Here is a 19,734-nt window from a genome sequence, read left to right as displayed (position 1 = left end):
TCCCCTGACGCCATACAAAACGTGCCAGGAGAGATGTGTGCAGCGACTGAACGCGCTGCGAGTGAACCAATCCGACAAATTGAGGGGATTGGTATGAACACACACAGCCACGGTCTAACGACGCAATAGCAGTGAGTTACAGGGAATGCACCGGAGACGAGTTCGCAGATTGCGCGGTTTCTATCGGGTGCGCAATCACTCTAGCACTTCTCCCGCCGCGACAAGAACGAGCGGCGTCACGAGAACAGGGCGCATAGTGCTCGGCCACAGCCGTGCACTATGCGCCCTGGATTCATTTCAGATCCTTACGCAGCGACCTCGTCGACCAGCGGCGTCACCGTGGCGCCCTGAAAATCCACCGCGAGCATGAGCGCACGCCAGGGAGTGTCGGAGGCCTCGGCCACGAGTTCGGCGGCCACCAGGCGCTGGCCGGGATCGCTCGCGAGCACCAGGATCGACGGCCCGGCTCCCGAGACAACGGCGGCGAAGCCCTTCTCTCGCAGGAGGGTGATCAGGCGGTTGGTCTCCGGCATGGCAGCGGCACGGTAGCTCTGGTGCAACTTGTCCTCTGTCGCAGTCAGCAGCAGCTCCGGGCTCTGGATGAGGGCCGCAATGAGCAGCGCCGAACGGGAGAGGTTGAAGACGGCATCCTCGTGAGGAACAGATTCGGGCTGCAGGCTTCTGGCGAGGGCCGTCGACATAACGTGTTCCGGAACGAAGACCAGCGGTTTGACGCCGCGGTGCACCATGAGCTTCTTGTGCTTGGGGCCCTCCGGAGTCATCCAGGCGATTGTCAAACCGCCGAACAGCGCGGGTGCCACGTTGTCGGGGTGGCCTTCCATCTCCGTTGCCAGGGCAAGGAGCGCTTCGGCGTCGATGTCGACGATTCCCTCGAGCAGCCCCTTCGCCGCGAGAATGCCCGAGACGATGGCTGCACCTGAGGAACCGAGGCCTCGTCCGTGCGGAATGACGTTCTGGGCAACCAGGTTCAAGCCCGGCATCGGCAGGCCGTATGCCGCGAAGGTGTGCGCGATCGCCTTCACGACGAGGTTGCTTTCGTCGGTAGGCACTTCACCCTCGCCGACGCCGTGCACCTCGACGGTCACCCCGGGCTCGTCGCGAACGCGAACCTCGAGGTGGTCGTACTTGGCCAGGGCGAGGCCCAGGGTGTCGAAGCCGGGGCCTAGGTTAGCCGTGGTGGCCGGAACCTGAACCGCTACCGCTCGCCCGGCAAGCGAGACCGTCGTTTCGGTCATGCCTTGCCCAGTCCGAGCACGCTGGCGATTTCGGCGGTGTCGACGGGAACGATGGTGGGCAAGACGTCCGAGCCGTCTGCGGTGCGAAGGGCCCACTGAGGGTCTTTCAGGCCGTGGCCGGTCACGGTGATGACCACGGTGGCTCCGGCCGGGATGAGTCCGGCCTCGGAGCGTTCGAGCAATCCTGCGACACCGATCGCGGAGGCGGGCTCGACGAAGATACCCACCTCGGCCGACAGGATGCGGTGGGCTTCGAGGATCTTCGGGTCGGTGATGGCACCGAAGTAGCCGTCGCTCACCTCACGTGCGTTCAGGGCGAGGTCCCACGAGGCCGGGTTTCCGATGCGGATGGCGCTCGCGATCGTGTCGGGGTTCTCGACGCGGTGGCCGAGCACGATGGGTGCGCTGCCGGAGGCCTGGAAGCCAAACATGCGCGGAAGCTTCGTGGTGGCGCCGCGGGCCACCTCTTCGCTGTAGCCGCGGAAGTAGGCGGTGTAATTGCCGGCGTTTCCGACCGGAACAAAGTGGAAGTCTGGGGCGTCGCCGAGCACTTCGACGACCTCGAACGCCGCGGTCTTCTGGCCCTCGATGCGGTCGGGGTTGACCGAGTTCACGAGGTGCACAGGATAGTTCGCGGCGAGGTCGCGGGCGATGTCGAGGCAGTCGTCGAAGTTGCCCTGCACCTGCAGCAGCTGGGCGTTGTGCGCCACGGCCTGGCTGAGCTTGCCCATGGCGATCTTGCCTTCCGGCACGAGCACCGCGGCCGTGATTCCGGCGTGGGTGGCGTAGGCGGCCGCCGAGGCGGAGGTGTTCCCTGTCGAGGCACAGATAACGGCCTTCGCGCCGTCTTCCATCGCCTTCGAGATCGCCATCGTCATGCCGCGGTCTTTGAACGAGCCCGTCGGGTTCATGCCCTCGAACTTGATCCAGACCTTCGCGCCGGTGCGGGCGGAGAGCGCCGGTGCGGGAATGAGCGGCGTGCCGCCCTCGCCGAGCGTGATGATGGGCGTGGCATCCGAAATGTTAAGGCGGTCAGCGTACTCACGCAGCACACCGCGCCACTGCCGGGACGTGGGCGCCTTGACGGCGTTGACCACGGACTCATTCAGGCTGGACTGAACGGACATCAGACTCCTTCAACTCTCAAAACGGATGCGATGGTGGTGACAAATCGGTTGGCCGCGAGGTCGCTCACGGTGGCGGCCAGGGCGGCCTCCGTGGCTTCGTGCGTTCCGATCACAAGGGTAGCCGTGGCGGAGACGGCGGCGCGACTCACGGTTTTGGCCACGGCGGGGGTCATGGACTGTTCCACGAGGGCGAGCGACACATGGTGCCTGCTGAACACGCTCGCCACTTCGGCGAGCACGCCGGGCTCGTCGGTGACTTCGAGGGTCACCGCGTAGCGCGTGGTGACGCTGCCGATGTCGAAGACGGGCAGGCCAGCGTGGCTCGAGGCGGCCACCCCAGGGCCGCCCGCAACGTGGCGGCGGGCGAGGGACACCAGGTCGCCGAGCACGGCAGAGGCAGTCTCAACTCCCCCGGCCCCTGCTCCGTAGAACATGAGGCTTCCGGCGGCCTCCGCCTCCACGAACACAGCGTTGTTCGCGCCGTGCACGGCCGCGAGCGGGTGGCTGCGCGGAACCATGGCCGGGTACACGCGGGCGGAGACGCCGTCCACGCCGTGCTCGTCGGTGAAGCGTTCGCAGATGGCGAGAAGCTTCACCACGTAGCCGGCCTTTCGAGCCGATTCGATCTGCGCGGGCGTGACCGAGGTGATGCCCTCCCGATAAACGGATGCGAGCGGCACCGTGGTGTGGAACGCCAGGCTCGCCAGAATGGCTGCCTTCTGCGCCGCGTCGTAGCCACCGATGTCGGCGGTCGGGTCGGCTTCGGCGTAACCGAGCGCCGTGGCGGACGCGAGCGCGTCCTCCAGGGAGTCTCCGGCCTCGTCCATGCGATCGAGAATGTAGTTCGTCGTGCCGTTGACGATGCCGAGGATGCGCACGACCCTGTCGCCGGCCAGGCTTTCGCGCAGCGGACGAAGAATGGGAATCGCGCCCGCAACGGCAGCCTCGTAATTCAGCTGCGCGCCCACCTGGTCGGCCGCGGCGAAGAGCTCTGCCCCATGCTCGGCGAGCAGAGCCTTGTTCGCGGTGACGACATCCGCTCCGGAATTGATGGCAAGCAGGATGTAGCTGCGCGCCGGTTCGATGCCACCCATCAGCTCGATCACGACGTCCGCACCCAGAATGAGGGATTCGGCATCCGTGGTGAAGAGTTCCTTGGGCAGGTCAACCGTGCGTTCGGCGTCGACGTTGCGCACCGCGATGCCGACCAGTTCAAGGCTCGCGCCCACGCGGCTGGCGAGCTCTTCGCTCTGCTCGAGCAGCAGGCGGGCCACCTGGGCGCCCACGGATCCACCGCCGAGAAGGGCGACGCGCAGGTTGCGGTATTCGATCATCGGGTGGTTCCTCCAGTATCGGTGGTGGAGCCTGTCGAAACAGCCCCAGCACCATGCATAAACCCGGCATCGCGCGCGAGCAGGTCGTCGACAGTTTCGCCGCGAACGAGCACGCGCGCCTCGCCGCCGTTCACGGCGACGACCGGCGCACGGCCCAGATAGTTGTAGTTGTTGGCGAGTGACCAGCAGTAGGCGCCGGTGGCGGGCACAGCAGCGAGGTCGCCGGGGGTCACGTCTGCGGGCAGGTAGGCCGCGTTCACGACCACATCGCCGCTTTCGCAGTGTTTGCCGGCCACGCGAACGAGCCCGGGCGCCGCGGGTGACACCCGATTGGCGAGCCGCACCGAGAAATCGGCGCCGTACAAGGCCGGGCGGATGTTGTCGCTCATGCCGCCGTCAACGCTCACGTAGAGGCGGGTCGAGCCCGAAATTTCGACAGGTTTGATGGTTCCGACCTCGTAGAGCGTCACGCCAGCCGGGCCGATGATCACGCGTCCGGGCTCGAAGGCCACGTCGGGAACCGGGATTCCTCGGCGGGAGCATTCAGTCTCGACGATTTCTGCAAGCCGAGTCGCCAGTTCGCCGATCGGCGTGGGTATGTCTGCGCTCGTATAGGCAATACCGAAACCGCCGCCGAGGTTGAGTTCCGGCACCGGGCCGCCAGCCAGCAGCTCCGCGTGCACGGCAAGCAGCCGCGAGGCGCTCTCTGCAAAGCCGTCAGCGCCGAAGATCTGCGAGCCGATGTGACAGTGCAGGCCAATGAAACGCAGGGACTTCTCCGAGCGGATCAGGGCCACGAGGCGCGCGGCATCGTCGAGCACCACGCCGAATTTCTGGTCTTCGTGCGAGGTGGCGAGGAAATCGTGGGTGGACGCGTGCACGCCGCTGTTGACACGCAGCCGCACGTTGAGCACGATGCCGTGGCGCGTCGCGGCGGCGGCGGCCCGTGCGATCTCAATCTCGCTGTCGATCACGAGCGAGCCGATGCGCAGGCGCGCGGCCTCGTCGAGTTCCGCGAGGGACTTGTTGTTGCCGTGGTAACCCAGTCGGGCCGGGTCGGCACCCCCGGCGAGGGCAACGGCGAGTTCCCCCGTCGTACACACGTCGATGTTGAGGCCGGCTTCGAGCATCCAGCGCACCACATCGGTGGACAGAAACGCCTTCCCGGCGTAGTACACGTGCACGGCGGCACCGATGCGGGCGAATGCGGTCTCAAAGACCTCTCGGAGTTCGGCCGCGCGGGCGCGGGCATCCGCTTCATCGACTACATAAAGAGGAGTACCGAAACGGGCCACGAGCTCGGACGCGCTGACACCGCCGAGGGACAGTTCGCCGGCCTCGGTGCGCTCGGCGTTCACGGGCCAGAGCCCAGGGGCCAGGTCATTGGCGTCGGCGGGCAGGGCGAGCCATGCGGGGGCGAGCGGGTTCGGTGCCACGGGTGAAAACCTCACGGGGATCGAATGGGGGCGCGAACTGTTTGTGCCGAGCGAGCGAACCCGGATTGGTCCCTGAAGCGAGGCGAGATCGCAGCCGCGGTGGGCGGGCGAGCTGGTGTAGCGCGTGCTGGATGAAATAGTAGCAACCTGGATGCGGGCGCCGGTGCGCTCGGAGGATCCGAGCTAGGAACAGGTACCCAGGGTGGCGAGTGACTGCTTGGTAAGCACCATGGTGCTCGACTCCAGCGTAATGCGTGCGCGGTCCGGCGTGACATCCACGGTACTCAGGGCGACTTCTGCGGGCAGGTATTTCGCCACGCACACGCTGATCGGAGCCTGGCCAAGCACTGTCGGCAGGATGGCACTCACGTCGAGCGAGCCGAGATCCGTCGTCACCTCGGCTGCCGTCGGCGTGAAGACGAGGGCGTTCTCGGTGACGGACGGGGTTGCGCTAGCCTGGTAGCCGATCGGGAAGCCGGCCACCGAGAGCGTGCCTGCATAGGTGACAACGTCGCGGCCGAGAACGAGCTGCGTCTCGGGGGGCGTTCCCGCTTCGTGCGCCAGCGAGTTGAGGGTCTCGGGCGTGAGATCGAGTGTCGCGTCGACGTGGCCGATCGTACCCCCGAGTTTGGGCTCGACATCCGTTGCCACGATTCGAACGGATGCCGGCACTCCGTCGACAGTGAGCTGCGGCGCGGTCAGCTCGACGTGGTCGAAACTACCGGAGAAGTACTGTGCGATCACCGAGACCCCACCGATGGACACAGCCATATCCCCGGTGACCGAGGCCGGGAGCGCATCCGCTATCTGTTGCTCCGCCTGACCCTCGGCAAACGCGCGCAACCCGTTGTCGGCGAGAAAATAGGCGCCGACGAGCAGGCCCACCAGCACCACGCAGAGGATGAGGCAGCCGGGGCCGCGGCGCTTGCCGGCCATGCTTACATCTTCTCCGGGGCCGCAACGCCGAGCAGGCCGAGGCCGTTGCGGATCACCTGGCCGGTGGCGTCGTTGAGCCACAGCCGGGTGCGATGAACATCGGTGACGGGCTCCTCACCGAGCGGAATCACCCGACAGTTGTCGTACCAGCGGTGGTAGTAGCCCGCGACCTCTTCGATGTAACGGGCCACACGGTGCGGCTCGCGCAGTTCGGCGGCCTGGGCTACCACGCGGGGGAATTCCTGCAGCACGCCGAGCAGGGCGGATTCGCTGTCGTGAGTGAGCAGCTCGGGCGCGAAGACCGTGCGATCGACCCCGGAAGCTGCCGCGTTGCGGGCGACCGAGCACGTGCGGGCGTGCGCGTACTGCACGTAGAACACAGGGTTCTCGTTGGTGCGCTTGCCGAGCAGGTCGAGGTCGATGTCGAGCTGCGAGTCGCTGCTGGAGCGCACGAGGGAGTACCGGCCGGCGTCGACGCCCACGGCGTCGACGAGGTCGTCAAGGGTCACGATGGTGCCGTTGCGCTTGGACATGCGCACGGGTTCGCCGTCCTTGAGCAGGTTGACCATCTGGCCGATCAGGATCTGCAGGTTCACGCCGGGCTCGTCGCCGAACGCCGACACCATGGCCATCATGCGGCCGATGTAGCCGTGGTGGTCGGCGCCGAGCATGATCAGGCACTGGTCGAAACCGCGTTCGCGCTTGTCGAGGTAGTAGCCAAGGTCGCCCGAGATGTAGGCGGGTTCGCCGTTCGAGCGGATGATGACACGGTCACGGTCGTCGCCGAAGGTCGTGGTGCGCAGCCAGATGGCGCCATCCGCTTCGAAGATGTGCCCCTGCTCGCGCAGGCGGGCGATGGCGCGGTCGACGGCGCCGGACTCGTGCAGCGAGTCTTCGTGGAAAAACACGTCGAAGTCCACGCCGAAGCCGTGCAGCTTGTCTTTGATCTCCGTGAACATCAGGTCGACTCCGATGGAGCGGAAGATCTCCTGCTGGTCGTCGCGGGCGAGACCGGCGATGTCACCGTCGTAGAGGCCCACTACGGTGTTGGCGATCTCGCCGATGTAGGCGCCGCCGTAGCCGTCTTCGGGCGTGGGCTCGCCGAGGTAGCTGGCGAGCACGCTGCGAGCGAAGCGGTCGATCTGCGAGCCGTGATCGTTGAAGTAGTACTCGCGCGTGACATCCGCTCCCTGCGCCTTGAGCACGCGGGCGAGGCTGTCGCCCACCGCGGCCCAGCGCACGCCGCCCATGTGGATGGGGCCGGTAGGGTTGGCGGAAACAAACTCGAGGTTGATCTTGATGCCCGTGTACAGGTCACCGGTGCCGTACGCGGGGCCGGCGTCAACGATCTTCTGGGCGAGCGCGCCGGCGGCGGCGGCCTCGAGGCGGATGTTGATGAAGCCGGGGCCGGCCACCTCAACGGACGCCACCTCGGGCAGCTTCTCAAGCCCGGCGGCCAGTTCTGCGGCAATTTCACGCGGCGTCGTGCCGAGCGGCTTGGCGATTTTGAGTGCGATGCTCGATGCCCAGTCACCGTGGTCGCGGTTGCGCGGGCGCTCGAGGGTGACGTCGGAAACGGCCAGACCGAGGTCTGTCGTGTCGCTGCCGGCGTCACGCCGACGCTCACCGACCTGGGTAATGAGGTCGAAAAGGGTCTGGGAAAGTTCGGCAGGAGTCACTTGTCAATCTTACGGCCCGCCTCACTTGGTAAGGTTCCAAACGTGACTGACTCTCGTTTCGCCCCCGCTTCCGTTCGTCTTCGCCGCCGTCAGGCCGGTGCCCTGCTGGCCGGCAGCGTGATGGCGCTGCTGGTTCTGACCGGATGCTCACCGGCTGCCACCGGCACACCCACGGGTTCCGCAACACCGTCGGCCACTGCGTCCGCCCCCGCGAGCGCCACCCCGACTCCGACGCCCACACCGGAACCCACGGGCACTCCGATCGCACTGACCTGCGACCAGCTGCTCACCGCGCAGGAGGCCTACGACTTCAACCCGAACTACGGCACCGCGCCCGCCTACGAGCCGTCTTCGGGCAGCCTCGCCGCCACTGCGGTGAAGTACAGCGGACTCGCGTGCGCCTGGTCAAACCAGACCAGCGGTGAACTCATCGAGATCGCCGTGGCGCAGCCAGAGGCCGCTCTGATGACGACGCTCGAGGACAAGGCGATCGCCGACAGCCAGGTCGTGCCCACCTACAGCAGCTCCCCCGAGATCAAGGGCTACTTCACGATGGAGGCGGCCTCAGGTCAGGTACAAGTCTTCACCGATACCTACTGGCTCACCCTGAGCTCCCCCGCCTTCTACGAACCGGGTGACGCCCAGACGCTCGTAGCGGCGGTACTCGCGCACCTGGGCTAGCTGCGCTCTGCGGGGTGCTAACCTTGAGAACACCCTGGCCCCCATAGCTCAGGGGATAGAGCACTGCCCTCCGGAGGCAGGGGCGGCAGTTCGAATCTGCCTGGGGGCACACTTGTGGAGTGACAGTCCAGTTCGGGCTGTTACCACGCACTTCGGACAATCCGGCTATCACGTTCGTTGAAAGTCATGTCGTAGTCTTGAGCAGACGTGACCCGAACGAGGTCCTCCGCCTGTCGCAGTTGACGTTCCTTGGCGGGATTCCCTTACGCGACAGGTCAAACGGGACAAGTGCGCTCAGACGGGGTGCGCGGTCCAGTCTTCGCGTGGCCAATCCGGTATGAGGTCCCCCTGCGGGTCTGTCGACACAGCGGGTCCATTGAAGGAACACCGCGGAAAGCATCAGACAGGCAGGCCTGGAAATACAGGCGCCTGCGCGGTTGCCTGAAGGCCTGCGGAAGTCTAAATAACCAGGAGGCGCTAGCAACGCGGCGGGCAACTCGAGAAGCCGCTTCGATAGTGAAGTCACCGCAGGTGGGGCGATGATCCGACCGCCGATGGCCCCGGCGCCTTCCACGAGTCGCTCGTCATACGCCCACGGCACTGGGAGGCGTCCGGCCATTCCGCGCGGCCGCCCGTGCGCGTACGATTCAATGCATCGCGAGACCGTGACCGGCTCGCCATACCTGCCGGCGCGGAGCTACCCAAGGGAGTGCACCATGCGTGCAACCAGCGAGCACAACAGCAGTCCCCCTCCGGGGAAGACGGTGGCCGGGAGCATCAATCGGCCAGCATTGCGTGCCGGTGGAATGGCGGTCATCGTTGCCGGGCTCGCAGGCATCGCGTGGTTCACGCTCGAGCTAATGCCCCCTGTTCTCGGCTTCGACGACACCGACAACCCCGGGGTGAGCCTCGATTATCTGCGCCAGCATCCGCAGTTCTACGCCCTTGCCGGGATCACACTCTTCATCATGGCAATCGCGTACATCGTGGCGAGTTTCGCCGTCTCAGACGCGCTGGCACCACGCACAAGCAGCATCACTCGCCGGAGCCTGAGTGCGCTCGGTCTTTTCTCGGCTGCGTTTTTCTTCATGCACGGGGTCTTGCGTGATTCGGTGGGGCCGTTGCTGTACATCGACTCGGTCAATAGCGGATGGGGCGAGTCCGCCTATCTCGCTATTCAGATGGTGGGACTCCATGGTTTCGCCCAGGCTGGCCTCCTTGCGCTCTGTGCCTGGGGCGTCGGCATCAGCGCCGCGGGGGCTCGCTCCCACGCCCTTCCCATGTGGTTATGCGTCTTGGGATTGGTCGCTGGCCTTCGACTCGTACTGCTTATCGTTGGTTCATTCATGACGGCTGCAGAGATCGACCTGCCCGGGTATTTGTGGATTCTGTCTATAGCACTGATCCCATTTGGGATGCTGTGGTGGCTGTGCCTCGGCGTTGCGCTGCTGGTCAAGTCTCGTCGAAATCACGAGCAGAGACCTGTCAGTCCGGCAAGGTAGGCTCCGCCGAGTCTTGAACCTGACTCGAACTTCCGCAAGGACGCCGACCTCGGCCAAAGCGAAATCGCGATTCGTTCTTGGATCGCTGACTCGTCGTTCTCCCTCATCGAACACGCCAAACGAGAGCACACTCGAGGTGCTGTTAGGAGCGATCCGTCACAGTGTCGTTGCAGACCCTGCCGCACACAGCGCTGCCGCCCGGATGAGGTTCGTCTTACGGAGTGAGGTCGTTGTGAAATCGGGCGGCCAAGCCGTCGATGCGACGCAATTACTGAAGGGAGAATTCCCTCGTGGTCAAGGAATGCCGAAGGCCCAGGCGCACGGCTGGCCATTCACTTGCAGTAACGGAGAACACGACGGTGTCGCGGAGAGCGCCGTCCGGTCCAACTGAGTGACTGCGCAGCACTCCATCTTCCTTTGCGCCCAAAGCGGCTATTGCCTCTCGTGATTGGCGGTTGTGCCAGTGAGTGCGAAACTCGACGGCAATGCAGCCCAAAACGTCGAAGGCGTACGTCAGCTGGAGTAGCTTGGCCTCTCGGTTTGCGCCCGTACCTTGAGCGCTTTTCGCCAGCCAGGTGGAGCCGATTTCTAATCGCGGGGCGTTGGTGCTCGGATTCATAAAGGTCGTCATGCCGACGATCCGCCCTGTTGACGCGAGCCGAGTGGCCCACGGCAGCATTTTTCCCTGCTCGTGGAGACTGAGTCGGCGTTCAACCTCCGCGGCCATCGCGTCGGGGTGCGGGATGGAGGTGTACCACGCACGCCAAAGTTCGCCTTCATTCGCAGCTTCACGGAGCTCGTCTACGTGATCGAATGACAGGGGTTCAAGGGTTACGAGCGATCCTGAGAGCGTGGGCGATTCTGACAGATCCATGGTCCGACACTATGGCACCCGGAAACCTAGTGCGTTTCGGTAGGCATGCGCCGCACCAGGGGCTGAACCCGGAGGAGGTTGCCTCCTGAGTCTCGATCGTCACCGGAGCGGCGGTGACTCGGCTTGGGTCTCGTCTTCAGCTCCGGTTCAGTGGAGTTATGACGAATGCTCCCTATCGGTTCTCTGCGCGCGCCGGTGATATGGATAGGGAGCAGATCCACGCCTGGTTGAGCCTCGAGGCATACTGGGCGAAGGGGCGAACCCGGGCCCTTCAGGATGCCGCAATCGACGCATCCACCAATTTCGGCATGTTCGACTCAGCCAGCGGACGGCAGGTGGCTTATGCCCGAGTCGTGACTGACTCGGTAACATTCGCGTGGCTCTGTGACGTCTTCGTGGACCCAAAGGTCCGCGGACACGGCGTGGGGGTCGCACTCATGGAGAACGTCTGCGCGCTGCTTGACGATCTGCACCTGAAGCGGGTCCTACTTTCCACCGGGGACGCCCACGGTCTCTACGAGAAGTTCGGTTTCAAACCTCTCGCTCAGCCTGAAAAATGGATGGCAAGGACTGCAGCCATTCCAGAAACCTGAACCGAGAGCAATCCCGTAGAGCGTTCCCTTTTCGGTCTTGGTTCCGTCGCACCGGATCTCTGTCAATTTAGGTTTTTACTGTTCGGTGTCGTTCGATCGTTCAGTAAACAGTTGAGCGGGCGACGTTGAAGAGTTCAGCGATCTCGCCGGCGGAGTGCGTTCCCGCATCGTGGAGTTCTATCAGGTGTCGTTGTTGGGTGTGTGAGAGTTTGGGTTGCTTGCCCAGTAGTCGTCCTTTCGCTTTGGCGACCTGCATGCCTTCTTTGGTTCGGGTTCTGATGAGGTCGGATTCGAATTCGGCAACCATGGCGAGCACGTTGAAGAGGAGTCGTCCGACGGGGTCGTTGGGGTCGTGAACGGATCCGCCGATGCTGAGCTTGACGTCCTTCGCGGTGAGTTCGTCGATGATGTCCTTGGCATCTCGAAGAGAGCGCGCCAGCCGGTCGAGCTTGGCAACGACCAACGTGTCACCGCCACGGCACGCAGCCAGAGCTTCTCGGAGGCCAGGACGTGCACGATTCGTTCCCGTCAAGCCGTGGTCGGTGTAGATCAGGTTCGGTCTGACTCCGAGGCGTTCGAGGGCATTCTGTTGAGCGGTCAGGTCTTGTTCGTTTGTGGATAGGCAGGCGTAGCCAATGAGTAATTCAGTCATAAACGCAGAGTGAAGTTCGCTTCCCAAATACTCAAGAACCGCGTCGATAAACGCTCCATTCCGGTGCCCCACGCCTTCCGCAGTCCGCTCAAGGCAGGGCCGGCGACCGCCTGTAATCCTCGCTCGAGGAGATCCACGGCGCGGTAGCAGCGGGTCGAGGTCGCAGCCTCATGATTGCTCCCGCACTCTTCAAGCGTTCCAACTGGAATTCATTCGGTGTGGTTTAGGGCCTACTCTGACGGCACACCGGATTGTCGGTGTGTTTTGACCGTGTGCGTATGCGTATTGAATTTCGTATCATCTAGACGCAACATAACTTCATACATATACTTTGCGTATGGACACTTCTTCGCTGACAGACCCAACCAACGTGACGACGTTGACCCTGGTCACGATCGCCATGATCATGGCCACTGTGACCGTGAGTGATCGATTGTTGACCCGGCTGGCACACGGAATTTTGCGGCTCGTGGTTCACGTTCCCGACGCCCACCTCCTGGCCTCCACCGTGAGGTGGTGGCGTCGAAGACTGCTCGGATTAGCCAGCGGTGTGCTCATTGGGACGGCCGTGTCAACGGGGCTTGTGTGGTGGTTTGGCATGAACCGTGGCGGCCCTGTGGTCGACCTGATCGTCGTGGGCGCGATTGCCGGCGGTATCGTCGGCGCAGCAGCGCAGGGGGTCCCTGTCGCCCGACAGGGACCCCACAGTGAGAATATGGCTCGATCCCGAATGCTACGGCTCTCGGATTTCACTCCGGCGTGGCTCCGCTATTTCGCCAGAAGTGCGGTCGTTCTTGCCGTGCTGATGACCTTTGCGACCATGATGGCCGCCATGATCTTTCCCCGCGGCGGCGGCCTGTCGATTAACCTGTTCCTGTCACCGTCCTCTATCTTGGCAATCCTGGGCCTGGCGGCGCTGGTCCGATTCGAAATATGCGGCCGACGAATCGTGCAGCGATCCACATCCGCCCACTCAGAGGGCGACCTGGCAAATGACAGTATTCTTCGGTGCCTAGCCGTGCGTGATCTAGCACAGGCGGCAGCGTTGGTCGGAGTTGTCTCGTCACTCTTTGCCCTCCCCGGCTTAGCTCTCGCCGTCGATTCCAGCCTGCCCACCCCCGACAATGTGCAAGGCTTCACGATCGCCGTCGCTGTTCTGGCGTGTATCGGGGCTTCCATCGCAATATTCGGCCCGGCGCGCATCCGTCCCCCCCTGGAGACACCGCCCCGGCGACTGCAGAACGTGGGGCAGGCGTCGTGATTGTCATCGACACTGAGACCTCCACGGCGCCGTTCGAACAAATCAGACTTCAACTCCGTCAGCAAATTCTAGCTGGCGAACTCATAGCGGGGACCCGCCTCCCAACGGTCCGGAGACTGGCGGCGGATCTTGGAGTCGCCACGAATACGGTCGCTCGTGCGTACAAGGAGCTCGAGGTCGCCGGGTTCGTGGTTGCTCGGGGACGCGCAGGAACCATGGTCGCGGCTAACGGCGACGCCGTCCGTCGCCAGGCACACGCGGCAGCGCTGACTTTTGCGCTCAGCATGAAGACGCTCGACATCGCATGGGACGACGCCATCAGTCTCGCAGCCGCCGCGTACGCGAACGCGTAGGGGCGATGTTTCCGATCGCTAATCCAAATCGCGGCCCTCGCCGCCGCTTGTCGACTTAGCCTGAATCCACCGGTCGACCTCAGATTCTAACGGCGCGTTAAACCGAGAATACCCCTCTGATCAGCTAAAATAGTTGTTACTTAGACAAACTATTCAACGATCAAGGAGGCATCTCGTAGATGCAACTTTCTCACACTCACCGGTCCTTTTCTGCATCCTTCGACGACCCCAATCTCGTGTCGTCGGCCGGACTGGTGCCCACGATGGCTCTGGCCGAGAAAACAGGCCTCGGCGCGCTGGTCGATGAGTGGGTGAAACTGCCCGGTTACTTCGGCGCGAATGCCGGCCTGAAAGCGCTGGCACTGGTCGCAGGAATGCTCACCGGCGCCGACTCCATCGACGATATGGCCGTGCTCCGGCACGGCGCTCTCCGGAAATTGTTCACCGGAACCTATGCGCCCTCGACCCTGGGATCGTTCCTGCGCGCGTTCGCTTTTGGCCATGTCCGCCAGCTCGACGCCGCCGCGTCCCGGTGGCTGCAGAACCTCGGCGCCGTCACGCCGATCGTGACCGGTATCGACGACCTCGCCCTGGTCGATATTGACGACACCATCAGGGAAGTGCACGGATATAAGAAGCAAGGCGCCGGGTTTGGCTACTCCGGTGTTCGCGGCCTCAACGCCCTGCTCGCCATCGTCAGCACCGGATCGGCCGCTCCGATCATCGTCAGCTCCCGGCTACGCAAAGGCCCCACCAACTCCGCCCGCGGCGCAAAGAAATTCGTCTCCGACACCCTCGCGACCGTGAAACGACTGCGCAGCCCAACCGCAAAAGGAATGCTTCTCCTCCGAGCCGACAGCGCCTACTACGTCAGCGCCGTCATCCAAGCTGCCCTCCGTGCCGGGGCGATGGTTTCGATCACGGCACGCCTGAATTCATTGGTGAAAGCGGGTATCAGCACCATCCCCGATACCGCGTGGACCCCGATCAAATACACCAATGCGATCTTCGACGACGCCACCGGGCGGTGGATCTCCGACGCGGAAGTCGCCGAAATCCCCTTCACCGCGTTCGGCTCCAAGAAGAAGAGCGAACAAATCCCTGGACGCCTCGTCGTGCGCCGCATCCCGGAACTGAACAAGACCGTCGCCGCCGGGCAAGGCACCCTTTTCGACCTGTTCCGCTTTCACGCGTTCTTCACCACCAGCACCCTGAACACCGTTGACGCCGACAAAACCCACCGCCACCATGCGATCATCGAAAATTTGAACGCCGACATGAAAGCGTCGGCGATGGCGCACTTCCCGTCCGGCGTATTCACGGCCAACGCCGCCTGGCTGGTGCTGGCCTGCATCACGTTCAATCTCACCCGCGCCGCCGGCACCCTCGCCAATCCCGCCCTCGGAAAAGCCGTCACCGCGACCGTTCGCCGCAAACTCATCAACGTCGCCGCCAGAGTATCCACGTCGGCACGACGCGTCACATTGCACCTGCCCGAAAGCTGGCCCTGGGAAGAAGGCTGGTCGGCGCTGTTCACCAGCGTTTGCAACCCGCCCGGCCGCGCCGCCACCTAACCATCGAGCCCGACCGGGCGCAACCAGGAACCCCAGTGGAACACCCAGGCATCAAGGCCCACAGCTCGACCGAGCCCAAAACCCCGAAAAAGGATCGCGCCCAAATCAAGAATTCATCAGAGGCCAACCGGTGGATTCAGGCTAAGGCGTGTGGCACGATATCGATGGGCAGATCGGACCGAAGAAGCGCAATGCAGGTCCGAGCATCATCAAAGAAGCACTGGCTGCCCGCCCGATGACCCGAGAGCCACAATCGCGCCGCCCTGAATTTTTCTTTTTCCTAGTGGATGAGGCGTCCCGCTTGAGGTTCCCCAATAGACACAACTGGATGGATGTCGCGCCTACCGTTCGTTGATGCGCAATACACTTAATTTGTTTGAATATATCGTTTGGTTGAGTATGATTGGGGCATGGCAAACAAGGAGATGCGCGAGCCCACCTTTATGGTGCTGGCAGCGCTAGCAAACGGACCGAAACACGGCTATGCGCTCATCAAAGAAGCAGACGAGCTCTCTCACGGTCGAGTTCAACTCAAGGTGGGAACCCTGTACGCAGCACTCGAACGGCTTCAAACCGAAGGCCTGGTCGCCATATCTGGCGAGGAAATCGTGGACGGTCGCCGACGCCGCTACTTTTGCATTTTGGAAGAAGGAAGCAGTCAACTCGAGGCAGAGATCACCCGCATGGAGCAGTACGCCCGGGAAGCGCGACTTCGAATCAGACCAGCCATTGCATTCACGATGCTGGCACCCGCGCGGGGTCTCGCGCATTGAGTACCGCACTGGAGCGCAGCTACGAACGGGCGCTCGGTCTGTACCCTCGCGCCTGGCGTGAAGAACACGGACAGGTTGTTGTCGGGACTCTGTTGGACATGGCATCAGCCGAGGGACGCACGACTCCCACGATGGCCGAACGGGTTGATCTGGCCGCGCACGGACTATTCACGCGAGTGGGCCTATTTCTGCCGGTAGCGGTTCGCGACGGCGTCGCCGCTGTCGCGCTTGCAACCGGTACCGCGTTCGCGCTTGTCTACTTCTGGTTTAGCGGCTGGGCCCCGCTAATGCGCGGCAGGGACGCATCCCGCGAGCTGTTTTCATTTGGCCCGTTCGTGAACCCGGGCGTCATTCTGTGTGCGCTGTGGTTGTTTGCGTTCGTGTGCGCCTTGCTGGCCTGGAGCCGGACAGCAAAGATCGTCCTGACCGGTTCCATTCTCATCGCGATCGCGATCCCCTGGACAAATCTCCTCGTGCCGGCGTGGGACGGCCCGTCGTCCACGAACCTTGGGTTCTTTGTGATTCTGGGCCTTCTCGCGGTCGCGGGAACTCCGAGAAGTCGGCCGCGTCTCGCCTTCGCGAGTAGCGTCTGGCTCGTCGCCTTCGTGGGCCTCTACGCCGCCAATGGTCTGCTCAACGGTGGTGGAGACCGGTCGTTCTGGACCCGGATCGCCAGCCCCACCAACCTTCTACTCGCCGGACTCGCTGCGGTGATGCTAACCGTCGTATTCCTGGCTTTGAGGCGCCGCACTGCCGCAGTTGTGGTGCTTGGCTCGCTCCCGCCGTGGATTGCCGTGTGGGGTGTCGGCATCATGAATGACGATCCCCTCACCGCGCTGGTCATCGCGGCGATCGTGGTAGCGGTTGTCCCGACTCTTGTCGCGGGAGCATTCGCCCTCCGGCGCAGCGGTGTTCTGGACCACAAGGTGAACGCCGAGGACAAGTAATGGACCTTGGTCTCCAGCCCATCGACCCCGGACGGCCGGACTTACCACCCACTCTCTCCGTCGACATCACCCACTGCCTCAGCGAGGCTTGCGCGGCCGAATAGAAACGCCGATTTGGCAGCCCTTGTCTGACGCCGGAGGGTGCCCCCTCGAACTCTCGACACAGGAAATTGCTTAACCGGCCCGTTCAGGGTTCCACTCTGGAACACCGAACGACCCCAACCCTGGCTCTGTGACTTGGTCAAGATCCGTGTCTCTCAAGGTCCGACTACGGCTCAGGGGCGATGAGCAAACTCGTCAGGTCTTTGGAGAACGACTCGTGGCGCATCCGCAGAATTCCAACTGAATAGGGTCAGATGCCAAAGCTCTGGGCGTTTTCGCGAAGGATCGACGAGGCCATTCGCTCCAAGGGCCTCTAGCGGGAGTTTCCTAGCTAGCCTCGGTCAGAGTTCCAGAAGTGCTGGTCAACTCTGGTTTTGGTGGCTGGGTTTTGTATGACCTAACTTTTCTTCGGGGCCCACTGGGCGAGGTTGAAGATCTCGGCCAGTTGGTCCTGGGTGGGGGTGGTTGTGGTGAGCATTCGGCGGGCTTTGGGGCGCCCGCCGGTCGAGGAGAAGATCAGGACGGTTTCCTGGACCTTTTCGAGCTGGTCGAGGAGCTCCCGGACCGAGAGGTGCAGGCCGGCGTGCTCGGCCTGGCGGCGCATGAGGTGCGCGATTTGTAGCGCCAGGACACAGGTGAAGGTGTGCACGCGAATGTTGTGCTCGGTCCAGTGATGCATGGGCGAGAACGACACCACGTGGGGGTCTTTGAGCTGGCGGAAGCTGAACTCCGCGTCAGATTGTGATCGGTAGGCAGCCACGACATCCGCGATTGGCCAATCGTCCTGGTCGGTGACGAGGACGCGCTTGCCAAACACCTCGGTCTCCAACGCGCGGCGGGCGTCATCATCGACGGTGAATGTGAGGTGATGCGTGGCCGGCGTGGTGCCGGTTAGCTCCCAGGTCAGGACGCGGCGCACCCAGGAGTCGTGGGTGATCGACCGGATCTCCTCGGCGACGTGCTCGGTGCTGCGCCGGGTTTTCCCGCGCGCCAGCGTCGCGGCGAGTTCGGTCAGGAGCGCCTCGGCTTTGCTGAGGGTTTGCACGAATCCGACGGCTTGTTTGTCGTGCAGGGTCGGGGAGTGCGTGAGAATCACCCGGCGTTCAGAGCCGTAAACGGTTCGGCGGGTCTCGACCGCGCTCAGCCCGCCGAATCGGTCCTGATCGACGATGCGGCGCTCGCTCGCGGGCAGGGTAAGCAGATCAGCAACGACGGATGGTGGGATGGAACCCACGAAGGAGAGGCCGGTGGCGGTGACGTGAGCGAAGTTGCTCAGGGAGTTCTGGCCGGCGTCGAAGACGACCGTCATCTCCGCTGGCGCCGCCCGGCCAGCCTTCGAGGCCAGGGCCGTGTGGCGGGCACTGAGGAGGTCGATCATCAGCGGGAACTGGGTCACGTCAGGCCGGTTTCCGGGGTAGGCGTGAGCGACCAGAGGCACGCCGCCGTCACTGGTGACGACCAGACCCAGCCCCACCAGGCGCAGGTCGGTGCGCTTCTGCTTCGCTTTGCCGCGCTGAGCGATGGGGGCCTTGTCGTTGGCGGAATCGATATAGGTCGCGAAGTTGGTCATATCCAACGCCAACGCTGAGATGTTCAGGTTGAACGTGGTGATCATCGCGACCGCGAGTCGCTGCTCAATCTCGGCGAGCTGGTCATCGGTGACTTTGTGCATCGCGTCCCAGAACCGGCGGTGATCCAACACGCTCGCCGGGACCTTCGTGAATCGGTCTGCGGCGGTGCTTTTCCACCAGTCCGCGAAGCCCAGTTTTGACGTCGGGGCGACGACCCGATTCAGCGCAGCCAACGCCAGATAGGTGCCGACCGACGCGCCCGCGTCGCTGCGGCGCGCGCCGACGACATCGTCGATGATCCCGGCCACGTCGAGTCGGTTCAGGATTTCCCAGACCGCGGCCGTGTCTCCGAAGCCGAGGTGCTACGTCTTCGACGGCACCGATTCAGCCTCACGGGCATCATGCAACGCCTCAATATCGGCCGCTGACCCCAGATAGCGCTCCGAGACCATCTTGGGCTTGCCGTCGACACGGGCCATCTCCCGCAGGTACCAATACGGCTTCCCGTTGATGGTCTTCTTATACAAACTAGCCAAACTTTCGATCATACGCTCTCAAGGACCAAAAGTCACGCCACCACGCCGAAGAACGCCAGACCAGCACAGGAATTGACCTCAGTGCAGTCTGGCGTTCCGGAAATAGCTAGGAAACTCCCGCTAGCCGCCGGCGGACATGCCACGAAGAGGGTTCGCCTCCAGCCTTCACGATTTCTTGCCATGGCGCGACTGCGTCTGCAAGGTCGATGCCGGTTGCAAGGAGGACTGCCGGGTCGCGCAGATCGACGATGTTATGGGCCTCCACGTGAAATTCCAGCAGGATGAGCTCAGCGACACGACCCCGGGTATGGGCGATCATCGCCGCGTCGACTCCTTGGGGAGATGAGCTCAGGTACAAAGTCGGTTGCGACGGTTCTGAGTACCTGCCAGCGAGGCGCGAACCCAGAAGGGCCCTGTACTGGTGTGCGGGATCCACGGCGCGATAGAACAAGCCGGAAATGCGGGACCAGACATCACCGACTTTTTCCACCGAGGGTTCACTCGACACTGATTTCTCCCAACGACATCTCGACCGCTCACTTCCAGT

17 protein-coding genes, 1 tRNA gene and 2 pseudogenes are annotated in these 19,734 nt (G+C 63.5%); 10 read left to right on the top strand and 10 right to left on the bottom strand.

Going from position 1 to position 19,734, the window contains the following annotated elements; genetic code table 11:
* Positions 1–305: 305 nt before the first annotated feature.
* From thrB to argS, 6 genes are all read right to left on the bottom strand, one after another.
* Complete coding sequence (gene thrB / locus BJ997_RS03620) at positions 306–1,256, bottom strand: homoserine kinase (RefSeq protein ID WP_035838312.1); 951 nt, start codon at positions 1,254–1,256, stop codon at positions 306–308.
* On the bottom strand, positions 1,253–2,383 hold the full coding sequence (gene thrC, locus BJ997_RS03615; RefSeq protein ID WP_052542516.1) for a threonine synthase: 1,131 nt from the start codon (positions 2,381–2,383) through the stop codon (positions 1,253–1,255). The genes thrB and thrC overlap by 4 nt, the downstream gene beginning before the upstream one ends.
* Positions 2,383–3,717, bottom strand: coding sequence for a homoserine dehydrogenase (locus tag BJ997_RS03610; protein WP_035838314.1), 1,335 nt, complete (start codon positions 3,715–3,717; stop codon positions 2,383–2,385). Before BJ997_RS03610 ends, thrC begins: the two co-directional genes overlap by 1 nt.
* The gene (gene lysA / locus BJ997_RS03605; RefSeq protein ID WP_035838316.1) at positions 3,714–5,153 is read right to left on the bottom strand and encodes a diaminopimelate decarboxylase; all 1,440 of its coding nucleotides are present in this window, start codon (positions 5,151–5,153) and stop codon (positions 3,714–3,716) included. The genes BJ997_RS03610 and lysA overlap by 4 nt, the downstream gene beginning before the upstream one ends.
* 183 nt (positions 5,154–5,336) lie before the next feature.
* A complete protein-coding gene (locus BJ997_RS03600) occupies positions 5,337–6,089 on the bottom strand; it encodes an LmeA family phospholipid-binding protein (RefSeq protein ID WP_035838318.1) in 753 nt (250 codons plus the stop codon).
* Between the two features lie 2 nt (positions 6,090–6,091).
* Entirely contained in the window at positions 6,092–7,768 is a 1,677-nt protein-coding gene (gene argS / locus BJ997_RS03595) for an arginine--tRNA ligase (protein ID WP_035838320.1), read from the bottom strand.
* A 42-nt stretch (positions 7,769–7,810) separates the two neighbouring features.
* On the opposite strand from argS, the gene BJ997_RS03590 reads away from it, so the two are divergent.
* From BJ997_RS03590 to BJ997_RS03580, 3 genes are all read left to right on the top strand, one after another.
* Positions 7,811–8,449, top strand: coding sequence for a hypothetical protein (locus tag BJ997_RS03590; protein WP_035838322.1), 639 nt, complete (start codon positions 7,811–7,813; stop codon positions 8,447–8,449).
* Between the two features lie 37 nt (positions 8,450–8,486).
* Positions 8,487–8,558, top strand: a tRNA-Arg gene (locus BJ997_RS03585).
* A gap of 607 nt (positions 8,559–9,165) precedes the next feature.
* Positions 9,166–9,951, top strand: coding sequence for a DUF4386 family protein (locus BJ997_RS03580; protein ID WP_160175902.1), 786 nt, complete (start codon positions 9,166–9,168; stop codon positions 9,949–9,951).
* Positions 9,952–10,219: 268 nt separating this feature from the next.
* Here the strand turns inward: BJ997_RS03580 and BJ997_RS03575 are convergent, their stop codons facing one another.
* Positions 10,220–10,825 carry a GNAT family N-acetyltransferase gene (locus BJ997_RS03575; RefSeq protein ID WP_035838326.1) on the bottom strand — a complete coding sequence of 202 codons (606 nt, stop codon included), beginning with the start codon at positions 10,823–10,825 and terminating at the stop codon, positions 10,220–10,222.
* Positions 10,826–10,983: 158 nt separating this feature from the next.
* On the opposite strand from BJ997_RS03575, the gene BJ997_RS03570 reads away from it, so the two are divergent.
* On the top strand, positions 10,984–11,418 hold the full coding sequence (locus BJ997_RS03570) for a GNAT family N-acetyltransferase (protein WP_035838328.1): 435 nt from the start codon (positions 10,984–10,986) through the stop codon (positions 11,416–11,418).
* Positions 11,419–11,518: 100 nt separating this feature from the next.
* Here the strand turns inward: BJ997_RS03570 and BJ997_RS03565 are convergent, their stop codons facing one another.
* A complete protein-coding gene (locus BJ997_RS03565; protein WP_035838330.1) occupies positions 11,519–12,070 on the bottom strand; it encodes a recombinase family protein in 552 nt (183 codons plus the stop codon).
* 337 nt (positions 12,071–12,407) lie between these two features.
* Here BJ997_RS03565 and BJ997_RS03560 point away from each other — a divergent pair, with 337 nt between their 5' ends.
* The 6 genes and pseudogenes from BJ997_RS03560 to BJ997_RS03540 all read left to right on the top strand — a co-directional run bounded on the left by BJ997_RS03560 (position 12,408) and on the right by BJ997_RS03540 (position 16,978).
* Positions 12,408–13,331 (top strand): hypothetical protein, encoded by a 924-nt coding sequence (locus BJ997_RS03560; RefSeq protein ID WP_035838331.1) that lies wholly within the window; start codon positions 12,408–12,410, stop codon positions 13,329–13,331.
* Positions 13,232–13,540, top strand: a pseudogene (locus BJ997_RS21890) (GntR family transcriptional regulator); the annotation flags it as partial. The gene BJ997_RS03560 and the pseudogene BJ997_RS21890, both read left to right, overlap by 100 nt.
* A 6-nt stretch (positions 13,541–13,546) precedes the next feature.
* A complete protein-coding gene (locus BJ997_RS21885; RefSeq protein ID WP_338042590.1) occupies positions 13,547–13,684 on the top strand; it encodes a hypothetical protein in 138 nt (45 codons plus the stop codon).
* A 179-nt stretch (positions 13,685–13,863) separates the two neighbouring features.
* Positions 13,864–15,258, top strand: a complete 1,395-nt coding sequence (locus BJ997_RS03550; RefSeq protein ID WP_035841044.1) for an IS1380 family transposase — start codon at positions 13,864–13,866, stop codon at positions 15,256–15,258.
* A gap of 410 nt (positions 15,259–15,668) precedes the next feature.
* Positions 15,669–16,031, top strand: a complete 363-nt coding sequence (locus tag BJ997_RS03545) for a PadR family transcriptional regulator (protein ID WP_035840297.1) — start codon at positions 15,669–15,671, stop codon at positions 16,029–16,031.
* Positions 16,032–16,129: 98 nt separating this feature from the next.
* On the top strand, positions 16,130–16,978 hold the full coding sequence (locus tag BJ997_RS03540) for a hypothetical protein (protein WP_152602356.1): 849 nt from the start codon (positions 16,130–16,132) through the stop codon (positions 16,976–16,978).
* A 499-nt stretch (positions 16,979–17,477) separates the two neighbouring features.
* Here the strand turns inward: BJ997_RS03540 and BJ997_RS03535 are convergent.
* Positions 17,478–19,199: pseudogene (locus tag BJ997_RS03535) on the bottom strand (IS1634 family transposase).
* Between the two features lie 94 nt (positions 19,200–19,293).
* Positions 19,294–19,695, bottom strand: a complete 402-nt coding sequence (locus BJ997_RS03530) for an RES domain-containing protein (RefSeq protein WP_152602357.1) — start codon at positions 19,693–19,695, stop codon at positions 19,294–19,296.
* Positions 19,696–19,734: the final 39 nt, after the last annotated feature.

The sequence above is a fragment of the Cryobacterium roopkundense genome (genome assembly GCF_014200405.1).
Lineage (GTDB): Bacteria > Actinomycetota > Actinomycetes > Actinomycetales > Microbacteriaceae > Cryobacterium > Cryobacterium roopkundense.
Note: the sequence above shows the minus strand (reverse complement) of the source record. Positions and strands in the feature narration are given on the sequence as shown.